The sequence below is a fragment of the Lysinibacillus sp. RU7 genome (genome assembly GCF_057837305.1).
This window is the reverse complement of the sequence record NZ_JBYQFK010000003.1, coordinates 47818-67291: the sequence shown is the minus strand read 5'-3', so window position 1 is coordinate 67291 and position 19474 is coordinate 47818. Positions and strand designations below refer to the sequence as shown.

Here is a 19474-nt window from a genome sequence, read left to right as displayed (position 1 = left end):
GGAGGGTTCTAGCATGGGTAAACCGACTGGATTTATGGAATACAAACGAGAAAAAACAAAGGAACAGCCAACACTAGAGCGTGTCTCGAGTTGGAAAGAGTATGCTTCTAGGCTGTCAGATGAGTCTTTACAAACACAAGGAGCACGCTGTATGGATTGCGGTACACCATTTTGTCATATGGGAATGGAAATTCGCGGAACGGCTGCAGGCTGTCCGATTCATAACGTGATTCCAGAGTGGAATGATTTAGTATATAAAGGACAATGGAAGGAAGCTTTAGATCGTCTGCATATGACAAATAACTTCCCAGAATTCACAGGGCGCGTTTGTCCAGCGCCTTGTGAGGGGTCTTGTACATTAGCGATTACAGATCCAGCAGTAGCGATTAAATCGATTGAACGGACGATTATCGATAAAGGCTTTGAAAATGGATGGGTTGTACCGCGCATGCCCCGCCAACGTACAGGATACAAGGTAGCAATCGTCGGCTCAGGCCCTGCTGGTTTAGCAGCGGCAGACCAATTAAATCAACTTGGGCATACGGTGACAGTATTTGAACGTGCTGACCGTCCAGGTGGGCTTTTAATGTACGGTATTCCAAACATGAAGCTTGAAAAAGAAGTCATTGAGCGCCGTGTAAACCTTCTATCATTAGAGGGCATTGAGTTTAAATGTGGTATCAATGTAGGGGTAGATGTAACAGCAGACGAGTTACGCACACAATATGATGCCGTCGTTTTATGTATTGGTGCACAGAAACAACGCCTACTCCATATGGAAGGCTCAGATGCACAGGGTATCCACTTAGCAATGGATTATTTAACAGACGTCACAAAAAGCCTACTAGACTCAAATTTTGAAGACGGTAAAGCCTTAAATGTTGAAGGTAAAGACGTAATCGTTATTGGTGGGGGCGATACAGGGGCAGACTGTGTAGCGACAGCGATTCGTCAAAAATGTAAATCTGTTTATCAATTTGGTAAACATCCAGCATTGCCATTCACACGTACAGAGGATAATCCATGGCCGAAAGATCCAAACGTATTCACATTAGATTACGCCTATGCAGAAGTAAATGATGTGAAAGGGTATGACCCACGTGAGTATTGTATCCAAACGCAAAAAATTGTGAAGGATGAACATGGTCAAGTAAAAGAATTACACACGATTCAAATGGAAAAAATCTTAGGTGATGATGGCTTCCACTACTTTAAAGAACTACCAGGTACAGAGCGCATTTGGCCAGCTCAGCACGTATTTGTAGCAATTGGTTTTGAAGGGGTTGAAAAGCCGTTACCGGCGCATTTTGGTGTAGAAATTACGAATAATCGCATTCGCGCATCGATTAAAGATTTTGAAACGAATATCCCAGGCGTATTTGCAGCAGGTGATGCAAGGCGTGGTCAAAGCTTAGTCGTTTGGGCGATTAAAGAGGGGCGTGCTGTCGCAGCCAGTGTGGATTACTATTTAACTCATACGAAAGTAACTATATAATAGATAAAAGTGTTGCTCCAAAAGAGCAGCACTTTTTGTATTTCACTTTATTTTCTTACTTGTTAGTATTTTGAGAGTTATGTGCTGTATGATGGGGAAGGGGTGAGTGTGTATGTGGAAAAAGCTAACGAGTTGGATACTGATATTGTTATCAATTCTAATTCTTTTTTTTATGATATTTAGTGATCAAGATACACGGAAAACAAAGATTCAAGCTGAGGGTGGTGTACTCGATTTAACATCGATTACGCTAGATGAGCGAATTGTCGCACTTTCAGGGGAATGGAAGTTTATTCCTGGTGAATTAAGTGCTACTCAAATTTTCCAAGAAGATGCACCGACGCAGATCGTACCAGGAGCATGGAAAGTGGACACGCAGTTTGGAACATATCAGCTTAAAATTAAATTACCTGAACATTTTAAAGACATCGGATTAAGAATTCGAAATATTTGGTCTGCTCATCAGCTATATATTAATGGAGAAGAGCTAGCCTCCCAGGGAAAAGTAGGAACTGAGAAAGTGAATGTAGACCCAAGTAACCCAACGTATGAGGTTTATTTTACCCCTGAAACAAAAACGATTATTTTAACGATTCAAGTAGCGGATTTTTATAATGCTAGACAAGGTATTATTTTTCCCATTGATATTGGGGTAGCAGAAGCAATACAAAATGATGTAATGAAAGATATAAATTTGGAATGGACTGTTATTTTACTATTACTTATTTTTTCTATTTTTCATTTTAGTTTATTTTTACTTAGGACAAAAGATAAGGCATTTTTCTATAGTGCACTTTACTTTATATCACTAGCCGTTCTTGTGTTAACGCGTGGAGAGCGAATATTATTACGTTATTTTCCGGATTTACCGTTTGAGTTTTATTTTCGATTTCAGGATTTTATCACGTTTTTTAATGGCTTTATGCTCATTTATTTTGTGTATTACACAATCGATGCAGTATTGAAGCGTCGGACTGTATTCATGTTGTCATTACCTTTAATCATTTACAGTATTGCGATTTTATTATTTCCTGCAAGGGAATTATCTAGCATGCAATACGTTTTTTTCAGTTATATGAATTTGTTAGCGTTTTTATTGGGTGTGCGCTGTTTATTTTTATTTATTACGAAAAGGACGAAAGCACCTAAAAATGAGTTAGTCACGTTAATTTTAATTTTTTTCTCCATTTTGATCTTTAGCCTTAGTGGTACGTTTGATCAATTGTTTTTCTCAGGGCGAAATATTTTTAATCGGATTGGCATGGTACTTTTTCTTTTAAGTATGAATATTTTCCTTGCGCTGCGATTAGTGAATCGAACGACAGATGCAGAAATGTTTAGTGAGCGACTGGAAAAAGCAACAATTGGAAAGGACTCTTTTTTAGAAGTGACGACGAAAGAGCTAGAGCAGCCTCTTTACCATGCACTCAATATAACAAGGACCATAGCAGAAAATCAATCGTCCGATGAGCAGCGTTTACTTGAGCAACAGTTGGAACGCTTGCTTTATTTGGTGAGTGATTTAAAGGATTTTACACGTATTCGTTTTGAGGAATTTCAAATTTCGGTGTCTTCGATTAATCTTCAAATGATCCTTCAACATGTGATGACGATGCATTCACTAACAATGGAAAAGAAAAGCATTCGTCTATTTTTACAAGTAGATAGTACATTAGAGGTCATAGCGAATGAACAAAAGTTAAGTCAAATTATGTACCGGGTACTTGAAACAGCTATTCATCATGCAGTCAATGGGCAAGTGATTATATCGGTTATGCACCTGGATACAGACGTTCGTATTATAATCGAAGGAAATGGACCGGAAGTAACGACATTAATAGCAGCTGATGAAACTGGGCAATCAATTGGTCAAGCTATTATTGAACAGATGAGAGGCTCTTATGTTGTGGATACTACAGAGCACGGCATTCGTTATATCATCACATTACCATTTTCAAAATATGCAAAGCAGTATGAAGTGCAGCTTATATCAAATGCTCGTGGCAAAAGCTTAGTGAGTGATACTCAGCTGCCTCAATTGCTTATTGTAGAGGATGATGTAACACATGCGGAGGTTTTACAAGCGTTACTCAGTAGTCATTATGCTATTCAAGTGGCTCATAATGCAGAAACTGCGCTCGCAAAATTAGAAGATTGTAAGCCTGATTTCTTATTAATGGATGAAGTAATGCCACAAAAAGATGGATTAGCTTTAACAAGGATCATTAGAGAAAAGTATAGCTATTTTGATTTACCGATTATTATGCTTGTAGCAGATGAATATCCAACGAATATTTCATTCGTTCTTGAGGCAGGGGCAAATGATTATGTTCGAAAGCCTGCAACAAAGGAAACCATTATGGCTAGACTATCTGCCATCTCTTTAACGAAAGAGGCGATAAACCAAGCAGTCGCGAACGAAATGGCGTTTTTACAGGCACAAATAAAGCCACATTTTTTATATAATGCTCTTAGTAGTATTATTTATTTTTGTTACACAGATGGTGAAAAAGCAGGGCATTTATTGACAATGCTCTCAACTTATTTACGTTCTATTTTTGAGTCTAGCAAAGAAAGTACACTTGCTACTGTGGAAAAAGAATTAGAAATTATTGAAGCTTATGTTGAGATCGAGCAGGCACGCTTTGGGGAACGATTAACTGTTCAAATAGAGATAGATGAAACGTTAAATATGACGAAAGTGGAATTGCCAAGCTTACTTATACAGCCTCTCGTTGAAAATGCGATTCGTCACGGTATTTTTGAAAAGGAAGGCGAAGGGCATGTCACAATTACTATTCAACAATTCCCTCAAATGATACAAATTAAAGTCATTGATGATGGTATAGGTATGACAGAAGAGCAGGTAACGATGCTGATGGAAGGAAAAATTATTAGCAGTAGCGGTATTGGATTTAGCAATGTACTGCGCCGTGTACGAGAGATGCAGCATGCGACCTTAACCGTGCATTCAGAAGTGAATGAAGGAACAACTGTTACGTTAACATTACCGACTAAAGGAGAGTAGCTATGTGGAAAATTGTCATGGTGGAAGATGAGCAGCCGATTTTAGAATTGCATAAGCGAATTCTTGAAAAAGATAATCTATTTCAAGTGATTGCTAGTTTTACATCTTCAGTAGCGGCCGCATTGGAACTACCAAAAATTCAAGCGGATGCATTTTTGTTAGATATTGAGATGCCTAAAATGACGGGACTTGAGCTTGCTCAAAAGCTTGTTGAAGAAGGAATCGATGTTCCCATTATTTTTTCTACAGCGTATGCGCAATATGCTGTAGAGGCCTTTCGAGTGCAAGCATTAGACTATGTATTAAAACCAATGACACCAAGTATGGTGCATCAGTTAGATGAACGACTTTCCAAATACTATGGCATAAAAAAAACACGCGACATATCAAGGCTAGAGGTACGCTTGTATGGGGAAGCGGAAGTGCGTATAAATGGTCAAGCATTGAAATGGCCTACAAAAGTAACAGAGGAGTTATTTTATTATTTGCTAGTTCATGAGGGGAAAAGGGTGTCGAAATATCAAATATTAGATGATCTTTGGCCAAATCATGAGGAGAAGAGGGCATTAGCCAACTTGTATAATACAATTTACCGGTTACGTCAGTTATTTACTGAGCATCATTTGTCTATTGAAATTGAACGTGTTAACGATGGGTATGAATTAAAGTCAAATCATGCGATTACACGCCTACCTTCGCTAAATTCTCATGGGACACTTTTAGAAACGAAAGGCTATTTGTGGGCATATGCGAAAACAGATGTCCGTTGATTGATAAGCTTGTAATAATATGTCCTTTTTCTTCTTGAAATAAGGTACAACCAAAGAGGTGAGTGGATGAAATTATTGGATATACCTGAGCGGCTTTCCAATGATAAGCAAAAAGAGTTAGAGTGGCAATTATTTTATGAAAATATAATGCGTAGTAAGCTCTTTGCGAAAGTGGTTATTTTCTTTGAAGTTTTACTGATTTTAATGAATGTCTTTTCATCAGATGAAGTATTCAATGCTTATTTCTTTATGTATATAACATTATTGCTCCTGGCGTTAGTTATGTTAGTTTATATTTCAATCTTTGAGAAGGGAGATATTCATGAAGAATCCCGATTTAAGAAATTTCAAAAAGGCTTACATGTTTTAGTTTTTTTATTTTTATTATGGGGGGCTGTATTAACACTAGTTGATCAACACAGCTATGGACATATTATGGCTTTTGTTGTAAATGCAATGTGTGTGTCCATATTGTTCCATACGTCTAACACATTGTTTTTCCGTCTATTTACAATGCCGGTTATTGTGTTGGTAGGAGGACTCCCTTTTTTTCAAGTGTCTGAAGAAGTTTTAGTCGGACATTATATCAATTTAGCCGTCTTTTTATTTTTCTGTTGGTTAGCTGCTAAAATGCTCTATACAAGCTATTATCGAAACTTTTGTAATAAGGTACTGCTTGAGGAATCCAATGAGAAACTAGCACAAAATATGGAGGAAAATATTCATATCAACCTTCAACTTGAACAAGCGGTCAAACAGCTGAAACAATTAACAACGATGGATGAATTATCTCAAATTCCAAATCGTCGAGGATTTGATGAATATATTCAAAAGTATATAGAACGGATCGATACAAAACAACGTTTGTCAATTATTATGCTAGATATTGACTCGTTTAAACTATATAACGATTATTACGGGCATGTAGCTGGTGATAGCATTATTCGCGAGGTGGCCCAGCAAATTCATGCATGTATTGATCCGACAATTAGTTTAGCTGCAAGATATGGTGGCGAAGAATTTATCATAGCAACATTTAATGTACCTGTCAGTGATGTTCAGCAACTAGGGGAGAAAATTCGGGTAGCTATTGAACGGCTAGAAATCCCACATAAGGAATCGTCTATTTCTAATGTTGTCACAATCAGTTTGGGATTGGCAGCGGGTGATATTACACAAGAAGCTGATATTAAAGTATTAATTGAAAAGGCCGATCAAATGCTGTATAAGGCTAAGCAGAATGGGAGAAATCGCGTAGAAATATGGGCTGAAGACCAATTACGTATATAACATGTAAAGGGCCTGTGTACGATACAATGTCGAACACAGACCTACATTTTTTCAATTTGGTTAACATCTACATAATTAGTAACTTAGAATGAGCAAATCCTGAAACATATATTACCATTGTGTTAACTGTTGATTTCCGCTCCATTCGGCTCGCTTTCCACGGGTATGGCTTCAACCTCCTCGTCGCTCGTACCTCGGTGCTCCTGTCGCTGCGCTTTCGTCGCAAATAAATTTCCTGCGGGGTCTTCAGCTCATGCTCCTGTCGCTACGCTTTCGTTGCAGAAAAACATTGCTATTCCCGTAGGAGTCTCACCGATTCCGCTGCAATCAACTGGCAAGTCATTTTTGATCACGTTTTGCGTAAAAATACGCTTCTAAAGGAATTATTTTGTTAATCAACACACTTGGCTAAAAATAAAGAAAGATGCTCATTCATTGCGGTAGAGGCTGGGTAATTACACTTGCAAATAGGAAGAAAATGATTTCTTTTAGTAAGAGAACTATTTTTCTAGCACATCGAGAAGTATTGACTTTTGCCGTAGCGCGCCATAGCCACAGGAGCCAAGATTTTCTTTGCGACGAAAGCGTAGCGTCAGGAGCAGGAACAGGAGATCCAAACAGGCCACGCCTGTTTTAGCTCCTGTGTAGGCTGTGGCAAAGCGCGGAGGCTATGATACAAACCTTTCACTATTTAAATGGTATTTTTTGGGTGATTTTTTGCTCATTACGAGTTAGTAAATAAAATATAGTCATAACTCTCATGCCAAGTTACTTCAAATGTTATGTTAGTATCCGTCGTAATAGCCCTCTCTCTCAACTCTTCTTGCTTCGTTCCTAGTGGTTACGAATTTTTATAGTAGCCTAATTCTATTTGATTGTAATTCTACATAAATAAATGAAATTGATTCTCAGTTAAAGGTGACTTATTGAAAATATAATACGAGATTCAAATTTCGATACAATAATGCAAATTCAAGTAATGATAACGTTTTTGATTAATAATTCTTCTTTATTTAATTAAAATCATTCTAAAGTATTTGCAACTCATTCTCATTTCAGTTAAGATTGTTTATGATAATAAAATAGCAATGGAAAAACCATGCGATGAATTAATGGAGGTAGTCTAATGGCAACTTTAGAAATTAAAGATCTTCACGTTGAAATCGACGGAAAAGAGATTTTAAAAGGTGTAAACCTAACAATTAATACAAATGAAGTACATGCAATCATGGGTCCTAACGGTACTGGTAAATCTACACTAGCATCTGCAATCATGGGACACCCTAAATATGAAGTCACACAAGGTGAAGTATTACTTGATGGCGAAAACGTATTAGAAATGGAAGTAGACGAGCGTGCAAAAGCAGGTCTATTCCTAGCAATGCAATATCCATCTGAAATTTCAGGTGTTACAAACGCGGACTTCTTACGTTCAGCAATTAACGCGCGTCGCGAAGAAGGTGATGAAATTTCATTAATGAAATTCATCCGTGAATTAGATAAAACAATGGCATTTTTAGAAATGCCAGAAGAAATGGGTCAACGTTACTTAAACGAAGGTTTCTCTGGTGGTGAGAAAAAGCGTAACGAAATTCTTCAAATGATGATGATTAAACCAACTTTCGGTATTCTTGACGAAATTGACTCAGGTCTTGATATCGACGCATTAAAAGTTGTATCAAAAGGCATTAACGAAATGCGCGGCGAAGGCTTCGGTTGTTTAATGATCACGCACTACCAACGTCTACTGAACTACATTACACCTGACCACGTTCACGTAATGATGCAAGGGAAAGTCGTAAAATCAGGCGGTGCTGAATTAGCACAACGTTTAGAAGCTGAAGGTTACGAGTGGATTAAAGCTGAATTAGGTATTGAAGATACAAACGCTGTAGTAGAAGAAGCTTAATTAGAGGAGGACGTACAAGATGACGGTTGAAACAAAATTAGCGTTATCCGTAGAAGAAGTTCGCTCGTTCTCTCAAAGCAATGGAGAGCCAGCAGCATTTGCTGATTTCCGCGCTACAGCTCTTGAAAAAGCGGCAGAGCTTGCACTACCAACGCCAGACAAAACAAATATTACAAAATGGAACTTCACTGAATTCCCAGTACACACTGTAGAATCAGCACCATTCTCTTCATTAGAAGAGCTTCCTGAAGAAGTAAAAGCGTTAATCGATATCGAAGGGCAAGAAAACCTGTATATCCAACGCAACAATACACCTGCATTTATTAAAGTTTCTGAAGAACTTGTGAACAAAGGTGTCCTTTTCACAGACATTCAAACAGCTATTCGTGAGCATGCGGATTTAGTTGAAAAATATTTTATGACAACAGCTGTAAAAGTAGATGAGCACAAATTAGCGGCTTATCACGCAGCACTTGTCAACGGTGGTGTATTTGTCTACGTACCACGAAATGTAATTATTGAAGCGCCTCTTCAAGTAGTATTCTTAAACGACAATGAGGAAGCTTCGTTATTTAACCACGTACTAGTTGTAGCAGAAGAATCTTCAGCTGTAACGTATGTTGAAACATACGTATCAACAATCGCTGAATCGAAAGGTCAAGCAAACATCATCGCTGAAGTGATCGCGAAAGACAATGCACAAGTAACTTACGGTGCTGTAGACGTGTTAGCAAAAGGTTTTACGACTTATGTAAACCGCCGTGCAAACGTAGCGCGTGATGCAAAAATCGATTGGGCACTTGGTTTAATGAATGATTCCAATACAATTTCTGAAAATATTACGCACTTAGTAGGTGACGGCTCAGCTGCAGATACAAAGACAGTCGTTGTTGGTCGCGGTGAGCAAAAACAAAACTTCACAACAGAAGTTCGCCACTGGGGTAAAAACTCAGATGGTCAAATTTTAAAACATGGTGTTATGAAGGATGCAGCTCAATCAATCTTCAATGGGATTGGTAAAATTGAGCACGGTGCTACAAAAGCAAACGCTGAGCAAGAATCTCGCGTATTAATGCTTTCTGAAAAAGCACGTGGCGATGCAAACCCAATTCTTTTAATTGACGAAGACGATGTAACAGCAGGACATGCAGCATCTGTTGGACGTGTTGACCCGACTCAACTGTACTATTTAATGAGCCGTGGTATTTCAAAAGCAGAAGCAGAGCGTCTTGTAATTCACGGATTCCTTGCGCCAGTTGTAACTAATCTGCCGATTGAAGGCGTTAAAAAGCAGCTGACGGAGGTTATCGAAAGGAAAGTTCGATAATGATGGCAAAAGACATTAAAAGCTATTTTCCAGTTTTAAATCAAGAAGTAAACGGGCATCCGCTCGTTTACCTTGATAGTGCAGCGACGTCACAAAAACCAATTCAAGTAATCGAAGCGATGAAAAGATACTATGAGTTCGATAATTCAAATGTGCATCGCGGCGTTCATACATTAGGGAATCGTGCTACGGATTTATATGAAGGTGCGCGCGACAAAGTGCGTAAATTCATTAATGCAAAATCAACGAAAGAAATTATCTTTACACGTGGTACAACAACTTCTATTAATAAAGTTGCAGCAGGATATGCACGCCAAAACTTGCAAGAGGGTGATGAGATTGTCATTAGCATGATGGAACATCACTCCAATATTATTCCTTGGCAACAAGTAGCGAAAGAAAAAGGCGCAGTTTTAAAATATATTGATTTAGAAGCAGACGGTACAATTTCTTTAGAAACGGTTCGACAAACGATTACGCCTAAAACAAAAATTGTATCTGTCATGATGGTTTCAAACGTATTAGGTACCATTAATCCAATCAAAGAGATTGCTCAAATTGCACATGACAATGGGGCAATTATGGTGGTCGATGGTGCACAAGCAGCACCTCATATGAAAATTGATGTGCAAGAAATCGATTGTGACTTCCTAGCATTCTCTGGGCATAAAATGTGTGCGCCAACAGGAATTGGTGTACTATACGGTAAACAAGCAATCCTAGAAAACATGGAGCCGGTTGAATTCGGCGGTGAAATGATTGACTTTGTAGGCCTTTATGAGTCGACATGGAAAGAGCTACCGTGGAAGTTTGAAGGTGGGACACCAATCATTGCAGGAGCAATTGGTCTTGGTGCAGCAATTGACTTCTTAAACGAAATTGGACTAGAGAACATCGAAGCATACGAGCACAAGCTGGCTGCGTATGCAATGGATCAAATGGAAACAATTAATGGTCTCACAATTTATGGTCCTCGTGATGCAAATAAGCGTTGCGGCTTAGTAACATTCAATCTAGATGATGTACATCCTCATGATGTAGCAACAGTATTAGATATGAGTGGAATTGCTGTACGTGCAGGGCATCACTGTGCTCAACCGTTAATGAAATGGCTTCAGGTGACGGCAACTGCTCGTGCAAGCTTCTACATGTATAATGATGAAGCGGATATCGATAAATTAGTTGCAGGATTGCGTTCGGCGAAGGAGTATTTTAACGATGTCTTTTAATAATAACTTAGATCAGCTATATCGCTCAGTCATTATGGATCATTACAAAAACCCACGCAACAAAGGCTCTTTAGCAGACAATAGCGTAACGATTGATATGAATAACCCAACATGTGGTGATCGTATTCATTTAACGTTACAAGTTGAAAATGGGCTTGTACAAGATGCGAAATTTGACGGTGAAGGCTGTTCAATTTCCATGTCTTCTGCCTCGATGATGACACAAATCATTAAAGGTAAAAAAATCGAAGAAGCACTTGAGCTAGCAGACATTTTCTCAAAAATGATGCTTGGCGAAGAGTTTGATGTAGATAAGTATGATTTAGGGGACGTAGAGGCACTACAAGGTGTAGCGAAATTCCCAGCGCGTATTAAATGTGCGACATTAGCTTGGAAAGCGATGGAAAAAGGCGTAAAAGAAGAAAACTAACTTTTACGCACTAAATGAAAGGGTCAGTCTAAAACACTATTCACATTTAGGTGGAGGTGTTTTAGCACTTTCCTAAAATGAACGGAGGAGACAACATGGCTAAAAAAATGCCTGATATCGGCGATTACAAATATGGTTTCCATGATAAGGACGTATCTATTTTCCGTTCTGAGCGTGGTTTAACAGAAGAAATCGTTCGTGAAATCTCAAAAATGAAAGAAGAGCCAGAGTGGATGCTTGAATACCGCTTAAAAGCTCTTGAAAAATTCTATACAATGCCGATGCCACAATGGGGCGGCGACCTTTCAGCATTAAACTTCGATGAAATTACGTACTACGTAAAACCATCTGAAGCAACACAACGTTCTTGGGATGAAGTACCGGAAGAAATCAAAGCAACATTCGATAAATTAGGTATTCCAGAAGCAGAACAAAAATATTTAGCAGGTGTATCTGCTCAGTACGAATCTGAAGTAGTTTACCACAACATGAAACAAGACCTTGAAGATATGGGGATTGTGTTCAAAGATACGGACTCAGCATTACGTGAAAATGAAGATATTTTCAAAAAACATTGGGGTACAGTGATCCCTTATACGGACAACAAATTTGCTGCGCTTAACTCAGCAGTTTGGTCAGGTGGTTCATTTATTTACGTACCACCGGGTGTAAAAGTAGAGACACCATTACAAGCTTACTTCCGTATTAACTCTGAAAACATGGGTCAATTCGAACGTACGTTAATTATCGTAGACGAAGGCGCACACGTACACTATGTAGAAGGATGTACAGCACCTGTTTACACAACAAACTCTCTACACTCAGCTGTAGTAGAAATTATCGTTAAAAAAGATGCTTACTGCCGTTACACAACGATCCAAAACTGGGCAAACAACGTATACAACTTAGTAACAAAACGTACAGTGGTTGAAGAAAACGGTACAATGGAATGGATCGACGGTAACATCGGTTCGAAATTAACGATGAAATACCCAGCTTGTATTTTAAAAGGTGAAGGCGCTCGTGGTATGACATTATCGATTGCACTTGCAGGTCGTGGACAGCATCAACACGCAGGGGCAAAAATGATTCACTTAGCACCAAACACTTCGTCAACAATCGTTTCTAAATCGATTGCGAAACAAGGTGGTAAAGTGTCTTATATGGGTCAAGTGAAGTTTGGTCCAAAAGCAAGCGGTGCACGTGCGAACATTGAATGTGATACATTAATTATGGATAATGAATCTACTTCAGATACAATTCCATACAATGAAATCTTTAATGATAATGTCTCTTTAGAGCACGAAGCAAAAGTATCAAAAGTATCTGAAGAGCAATTATTCTATTTAATGTCTCGCGGTGTTTCGGAAGAAGAAGCAACAGAAATGATCGTAATGGGCTTCATCGAGCCATTCACAAAAGAGCTTCCAATGGAATACGCAGTAGAGATGAACCGTCTCATCAAATTTGAGATGGAAGGTTCTATCGGTTAATCGTTATACAGTATAAATACGAAAGGGTTTCTTAGATGCCAATGCATCTATGAGACCCTTTTTACTCTATGTAGTGGTATTTTGGAATTGATAAAAAAATTTTTAGCAAATACTATCAAAAATCCCTTTTTCTTTTCCGTTAAGATGAAAGTGAGGTGAGCGGCATGTACAGTGATGTGACAAGAGAGATAATCAGTTATATTGAAGAGCACTTATTAGAGGATCGATTTCTAGATGATATTGCAAAAGAAGTGGGTTATTCAAAGTTTCATTTATCCAGGCTATTTAAACAAGAAACAGGTGTAACGATTAGTGAGTATATTCGTATGCGACGTTTAGCAGTAGCAGCGATGTATTTGTTGTATTCTGATGAATCGATACTCCAGATTGCTTTTTCATTACAATTCCAGTCACAAGAAGCATTTACAAGGTCTTTTAAGGAACTGTACGGAATGCCACCAGGAAAATACCGAAAAATGATGAAGACACTTAGTGGAATGGAGGAAGAAGGGATGAATGGACAAACAATGATTAAAGGGTGGACTTTAAGTGGCTCACATCCGAATTATTATGATGTAGGTATCGATGATCAAATTTTCCATACAGGAACGAAATCCGGTGTTCTATATGCAAAAGGGAATGCGGGCGAAGATGGGTTTGGTACAATGATGCAAAGTTTCTTGGCAGATATGTATAAAGGGAAACGCATTAAAATGTCCTGCTATTTAAAAACGGAAAAAGTAAATAAATGTGGTGCTTGGTGTCGTGTTGATAATGGTTCAGGAGATGTGATTCAATTTGATAATATGGATAACCGTTCCATTATAGGAACATCTGACTGGAACTATTATTCCATTGTACTAGATGTACCTCCTGAGAGTGCTTCTATTCATTTTGGCGTACTTTTAGCAGGTCAAGGGAAAGTATGGGCAGATGGTTTTAAATTTGAAGAGGTTGATGAATCTGTACTAACAACAAATATGTTAGGGTTGGAAACATTACCACAGCAACCGATTAATTTAGGATTTGATGAATAGTATTTTTAGAAAAGTGTCACGTAGTATTGCTATTATTTTAGGTACCCTGAGTAAAAGTTATGTAGTTAATAATTTTAACTAATTAAATATAATAAGCCTGTATGTGAAGATCTCACATACAGGCTTATTTTTTCGGACGAGAGTCAAAATCAATTACTTTAATCCTGCAATAAAGCTTTCAATCTCTTCCTGCGCCTTACGATCCTTACTAACAAAACGGCCAATTTCTTCGCCTTTTTTATATGCAACGAAGCTTGGAATACCAAATACATCTAGCTCTATACAAAGATCGATAAATGCATCACGATCCACCTTCACAAACGTATAGTTTGTAAATTTTTCTTCTACTTCTGGCATAAATGGATCGATAAAACGGCAATCTCCACACCAATCGGCTGAAAAGACAAATAGCGTGGCATCTCCATTTTTTAATTGTTGAAACTGCTCTACGGATTGTAAATTCTCCATCATAAAACCTCCTACGTCACTGTATTTTTTATCATATCATATTGCATCATCATGAATAGCATACTTTAAATTTAAAACCTTGTAAACTTATATGAATTTATGTATTATAAATTATAATGAGTAAATTCTGAAACATATATTACCATTTGAGTAACCGTTGCTTTCCGCTGCGGCACTCGCTTTCCACGGGCGAGCATCAAGCCTCCTCGTCGCTCATGCTTCGCTCCTGCGGGGTCTTGCTTGTCTCGCTTTCCCGTAGGAGTCTCGTGCCTCCGCTACAAGCAACTATTGTTCAATAAAAAATGAGTTGCTCAAAACAAATAAATATCCTCAGAGATTACAGGGGTTAGGTGACGATATGTACAAATAGAAAGAAAATGATTTCTTTTAAAGAAGAGAAATGTTTTTCTAGCATATTTAGAAGTATTTACTTTTGCCGTAGCGCGCTATAGCCACAGGAGCCGTAACAGGAGATCCAAACAGGCCACGCCTGTTTTAGCTCCTGTGTAGGCTGTGGCAAAGCGCGGAGGCTACGGGTATACTTTAGTTTAATATCTTTTACTATTTATCTGGTATTTTTAGGATATACTTTTGCTCGTTACGAGTTATAAATGAATAAAGACTCAAAAATAGTGACATTCAAATGAGGAAGTGACGGGAATGGCGAATAAAATATATCAGTCAATTTTAGAGCTTGTAGGTAATACACCGGTTGTGAAACTGAATCGGCTTATCGATGAACAGTGTGCAGAAGTGCTAGTGAAATTAGAATATTTTAATCCTAGTGGCAGTGTCAAAGATCGCGCGGCGTATTCTTTAGTGGAAGCTGCTGAAAAACAGGGGTTAATCAAACGAGGGGCAACCATTATTGAGCCAACGAGTGGGAATACAGGAATTGGATTAGCTATGAATGCCGCAGCGAAAGGCTATAAAGCGATTTTTGTTATGCCTGATAATATGACAAAGGAACGTATTGCTATATTAAAGGCGTATGGTGCACAAGTTGTATTAACACCGGCTGTAGAAAAAATGCCTGGTGCTGTGAAAAAAGCGCTTGAATTGCAAAGTCAGATTGCTAATAGCTTTATTCCGCAACAATTTGAAAATCCAGCCAATCCATCTATTCATCGAGTGACGACGGCTCCTGAGATTTTGGCGCAAACAGAAGGAAGATTAGATGCCTTTGTTGCCACAGCAGGAACGGGTGGTACGATTACAGGCACGGGTGAGGTATTAAAAGAACATTTACCGCATTTAGAAGTCATTGTTGTGGAACCAAAAGGCTCTCCTGTACTTTCAGGGGGACAACCCGGTCCTCATAAACTGGTAGGCACGAGTCCAGGGTTTGTACCGTCGATTTTAAATACAGCCATTTATGATGAAATTGTTCAAGTAGAGGACGAAAATGCGTTACAAACAACGCGAGATTTAGCAAGGTTGGAAGGGGTTTTGGTAGGCCCATCATCCGGTGCTGCGGTATGGACAGCGATTCAAAAAGCACGAGCATTAGGACCAGGTAAACGTGTTTTATGTATCGCACCAGATAACGGCGAGCGTTATTTAAGTATGGAAGGGCTGTTTGGAGAATAAGACTGGATTACCATGCATTCGGTTCGAAGGTTCAGCCGAATGCATAGTGTATAAATTTATAATCCCGATAGCATCATTTCTGGATCATCTGTAAAGATTGCTTCTATCCCAAGTAATTGTAGTTCTTTTACGATGCCTACATCGTTCACTGTAAAGGTGCGTACCGTTGCCCCATTTGCGATGGCTCTTTGAATAATTGTACGGTATGCATGAAAGTAATAGATATGAAGTGCATCACTATCCAGTGCTTTTACATAGTCTTCAATATTTGTCACAAGAGAAGCAAATAGCGCCCCTGTTTGAATTGTTGGCTGCAATTGATGGAAGCGCTCAATACTTTCATGATTAAACGAAGAAACAATCACCCTGTCATGCATCCCAAATGCCTCAATTTCAGCTGCAATGAGCTGCTCAATCCCTTCATACTCAAAAATATCGGATTTTATTTCAATATTTAATACGTGATGTGTATGTTGAAAAATCATTAATACCTCTGTCAACGTAGGGATTTTCTCTCCAGCAAATTGCTCTCCAAACCATTTTCCGTAATCATATTGTTGTAGCTCAGCTAGTGTCAGCTCTTTTACAAACCCTGTTCCTGTAGATGTACGGTCAATCGTTTCATCATGAATGACGACTAATTGATTGTCAGCTGTCAAATGAACATCAAACTCCACACCAAAAATAGGTAGTGCAGCCGCCTGTTGAAAAGCGATACACGTATTTTCTGGGTACTGCTTACTGCATCCTCTATGTGCAAAGATTTTCATACGCCTTTTCCTACTTTCCTCTAAAAATTAGTGAAAAACTTATATTAATATGAATATATATAATTAAATGAATAAATAATACAATTTACAGTAAATTGACAAAAGGTTAATGATATCTTGAAAGTCAAATTTTATAATGATAATACAACAACTTATTAGTCAATTGTGAAGGAGGGAGTTGAACGTGCATGCAATGAGTACAATTAGAAAACGTAAGAAATCTTACGACAAACAAACAGCAGTATAAAATGGTACAAATATTAAAATAGAGCCAAGCGAATTTTTGAAGTAGTTGTGGAAAAGTATAGTGCTATGTTAGAAGTCATTACATTAAAAGAGTGTTTCATCTACCCGATAGAGGGGGGACAATCTATAAGGCACCGATTATGAACGTTGTACGATTAGAAAATGAAACGCTGATTGCGATTGATGTGGAAGTTAAAGAAGAGATTCATAAATAGGGAGGTCAATGGAATCTTAAAATCTGACAGTTACTTAAATTTTCTATTGATGAAGAGGAAGTTTGCTTGTTTGATAAGGAGACAGAAAAAATCATCTAAAAAGGGCTAATAGTATCCTCATTTCGTTATTCCCTGGATGGCTTACGCACGTTGTTACAGCAATAGAAGAGTCGTATTCATGTGGCGACCTGCGAGTTATTTTAGAACAAGCCACCGAATGAACAAATTGTGCTATTAAAAATACCGATAAATGATTAGCAAAGAGTAAAAACGACAGAAGCTTCACGTGCTGTCGTTTTTATTGTTAGTTAATCCTCACAGTCGAAGCGCTGGGAATTTGGAACGGGCAAAAAGGTACCGTATCTGAGCAAAAAGAGCATGTATTCGCTCAAAACTCATGTTTCAGAAAAAAATATCCCCAAGCAAAACCCTTCAAATTAATGAAATAGCATCCCTTTATTTTAAATATAGTGTTCCAAGTGGTAACTCGTGATCAATACTATAATGAAGTATTGTGATTTTGATAGTAAGGAGTGGATGACATGAGCTATGCTTCTTCGCTAAAAAGAAACGAAGTATTCAACCTATTAAAAAGTAAAACATTCGATGTACTCATTATCGGTGGTGGCATTACTGGAGTCGGGATTGCATTGGATGCTGCTAGTCGAGGGCTGCAAGTGGCATTAATCGAAATGTGCGATTTGGCAAGCGGTACTTCAAGTCGCTCGACAAAATTAGTACACGGCGGATTGCGTTATTTGAAGCAATTCGAAATAAAAGAAGTAGCGGATTTAGGCAAAGAGCGGGCAATCGTTTATGAAATTGGTCCACATGTTACAACGCCTGTTCGTATGCTGCTTCCTTTTCATAAGGGGGGAACATTTGGGAAATGGTCCACGTCTCTTGGGTTACAAGTATATGATTTCTTAGCGGGTGTTAAAAAATCAGAGCGTCGAAAAATGTTAACCGCGCAAGAAACATTACAAAATGAGCCACTTATCAAAAAAGAAGGCTTACTTGGCGGTGGCCTGTATGTGGAGTATCGGACAGATGATGCACGGCTTACGATCGAAGTAGCGAAAAAAGCAATAGAACAGGGAGCGATTGTCGCAACCTACACAAAAGTAACAGACTTTTTATATGATGCACAACGAAAAATTTATGGCGTTGTAGCACATAATACGCTAGCTAATGAATCTCTTCACATTAAAGCGAAGGTAGTGATCAATGCGACTGGTCCATGGGCAGATACGATTCGTCAACTAGAACAGCAACCTTTACATAAGCATTTGGTGCAATCAAAGGGTGTCCACATTGTGTTTGATGAGTCTGTTTTTCCCCTTCACCAAGCTGTTTACTTTGATACGCAGGATGGACGAATGGTTTTTGCGATTCCACGAGAGGGCAAAACATATGTTGGAACAACGGATACGTTTTATGATGGTGATTTAAGTGATATTGCGATTGACCAAGCAGACCGAGCTTATTTAATGAAAGCAATTCGTTATATGTTTCCCACTTTACAAATAACAGAGGGTGAGATTGAATCGAGCTGGGCGGGAGTGAGACCACTAATTCACGAGGAAGGAAAAAAGCCATCCGAAATTTCTCGAAAAGATGAAGTTTGGGTATCACCAAGTGGACTACTCACCATTGCAGGGGGGAAGCTGACAGGGTACCGAAAAATGGCTGAAATGATTGTCGATCAGGTTGTCACGAAAATAACCGATAAAAAGCTACGTCCGTGCGTAACAAAAAAGCTGCCGATTTCTGGTGGGGAAGTGGGCGGTTCTAAGTACTTTGAGCAGTATGTTGCGAATAAGGCAAAAATAGGTGCTGTGTATGGCCTTTCACTTGCAGAAAGTATGAAGCTAGCGCGGCATTACGGCTCCAATGTAGAGCAAGTATATGCTTATTTACAAACAGAACATACGATTTTACCGCGCCTGCTTTCCGCTCAATTACACTACGGGATCGAGCATGAACTTGTCGTGCACCCGCTCGATTTTTTTATGCGCCGCACGTCTCATTTATTTTTTGATATCGATACGGTGAAGACGTATAAGAAAGCGATTTTAGATGAAATGGAAAGACTATTGCATTGGTCAGCTGAAGCACGTGCTCTTTATGAAAAAGCGCTACATGCTGAAATAACACGTGCTACGACGGGAAAATAA

The 19474-nt window shown here is 38.6% G+C and carries 14 protein-coding genes; 12 read left to right on the top strand and 2 right to left on the bottom strand.

Going from position 1 to position 19474, the window contains the following annotated elements; all coding sequences use genetic code 11:
• Window positions 1-13 precede the first annotated feature (13 nt).
• The 10 genes from AC3II9_RS03275 (at window position 14) to AC3II9_RS03230 (ending at window position 14008) form a co-directional block, all read left to right on the top strand.
• Window positions 14-1495, top strand: a complete 1482-nt coding sequence (locus AC3II9_RS03275; RefSeq protein ID WP_489153089.1) for a glutamate synthase subunit beta — start codon at window positions 14-16, stop codon at window positions 1493-1495.
• A gap of 112 nt (window positions 1496-1607) precedes the next feature.
• Window positions 1608-4523: a hybrid sensor histidine kinase/response regulator gene (locus AC3II9_RS03270; protein WP_489153087.1), complete on the top strand. Its 2916-nt coding sequence runs from the start codon at window positions 1608-1610 to the stop codon at window positions 4521-4523.
• Between the two features lie 2 nt (window positions 4524-4525).
• The gene (locus AC3II9_RS03265; RefSeq protein ID WP_489153085.1) at window positions 4526-5293 is read left to right on the top strand and encodes a response regulator; all 768 of its coding nucleotides are present in this window, start codon (window positions 4526-4528) and stop codon (window positions 5291-5293) included.
• A gap of 66 nt (window positions 5294-5359) precedes the next feature.
• Window positions 5360-6583 carry a GGDEF domain-containing protein gene (locus AC3II9_RS03260; protein WP_489153084.1) on the top strand — a complete coding sequence of 408 codons (1224 nt, stop codon included), beginning with the start codon at window positions 5360-5362 and terminating at the stop codon, window positions 6581-6583.
• A 1126-nt stretch (window positions 6584-7709) separates the two neighbouring features.
• A complete protein-coding gene (sufC, locus tag AC3II9_RS03255; protein ID WP_489153082.1) occupies window positions 7710-8492 on the top strand; it encodes a Fe-S cluster assembly ATPase SufC in 783 nt (260 codons plus the stop codon).
• Between the two features lie 19 nt (window positions 8493-8511).
• On the top strand, window positions 8512-9819 hold the full coding sequence (sufD, locus tag AC3II9_RS03250; RefSeq protein WP_489153081.1) for a Fe-S cluster assembly protein SufD: 1308 nt from the start codon (window positions 8512-8514) through the stop codon (window positions 9817-9819).
• Window positions 9819-11048: a cysteine desulfurase gene (locus AC3II9_RS03245; RefSeq protein WP_489153079.1), complete on the top strand. Its 1230-nt coding sequence runs from the start codon at window positions 9819-9821 to the stop codon at window positions 11046-11048. The genes sufD and AC3II9_RS03245 overlap by 1 nt, the downstream gene beginning before the upstream one ends.
• Entirely contained in the window at window positions 11038-11478 is a 441-nt protein-coding gene (gene sufU, locus AC3II9_RS03240) for a Fe-S cluster assembly sulfur transfer protein SufU (protein WP_391373272.1), read from the top strand. The genes AC3II9_RS03245 and sufU overlap by 11 nt, the downstream gene beginning before the upstream one ends.
• Before the next feature lie 95 nt (window positions 11479-11573).
• Window positions 11574-12971 (top strand): Fe-S cluster assembly protein SufB, encoded by a 1398-nt coding sequence (sufB, locus tag AC3II9_RS03235; RefSeq protein ID WP_489153077.1) that lies wholly within the window; start codon window positions 11574-11576, stop codon window positions 12969-12971.
• Between the two features lie 164 nt (window positions 12972-13135).
• Entirely contained in the window at window positions 13136-14008 is an 873-nt protein-coding gene (locus AC3II9_RS03230) for a helix-turn-helix transcriptional regulator (protein WP_489153075.1), read from the top strand.
• 153 nt (window positions 14009-14161) lie between these two features.
• On the opposite strand, the gene AC3II9_RS03225 is transcribed toward AC3II9_RS03230, so the two are convergent.
• A complete protein-coding gene (locus AC3II9_RS03225; RefSeq protein WP_489153073.1) occupies window positions 14162-14476 on the bottom strand; it encodes a thioredoxin family protein in 315 nt (104 codons plus the stop codon).
• A gap of 660 nt (window positions 14477-15136) precedes the next feature.
• On the opposite strand from AC3II9_RS03225, the gene cysK reads away from it, so the two are divergent.
• Window positions 15137-16066, top strand: a complete 930-nt coding sequence (gene cysK, locus AC3II9_RS03220) for a cysteine synthase A (RefSeq protein WP_489153071.1) — start codon at window positions 15137-15139, stop codon at window positions 16064-16066.
• Window positions 16067-16122: 56 nt separating this feature from the next.
• On the opposite strand, the gene AC3II9_RS03215 is transcribed toward cysK, so the two are convergent.
• A complete protein-coding gene (locus tag AC3II9_RS03215) occupies window positions 16123-16836 on the bottom strand; it encodes a glycerophosphodiester phosphodiesterase (protein ID WP_489153069.1) in 714 nt (237 codons plus the stop codon).
• Window positions 16837-17839: 1003 nt separating this feature from the next.
• Between AC3II9_RS03215 and AC3II9_RS03210 the strand changes: the two genes are divergently transcribed.
• Window positions 17840-19474: a glycerol-3-phosphate dehydrogenase/oxidase gene (locus AC3II9_RS03210; RefSeq protein ID WP_489153068.1), complete on the top strand. Its 1635-nt coding sequence runs from the start codon at window positions 17840-17842 to the stop codon at window positions 19472-19474.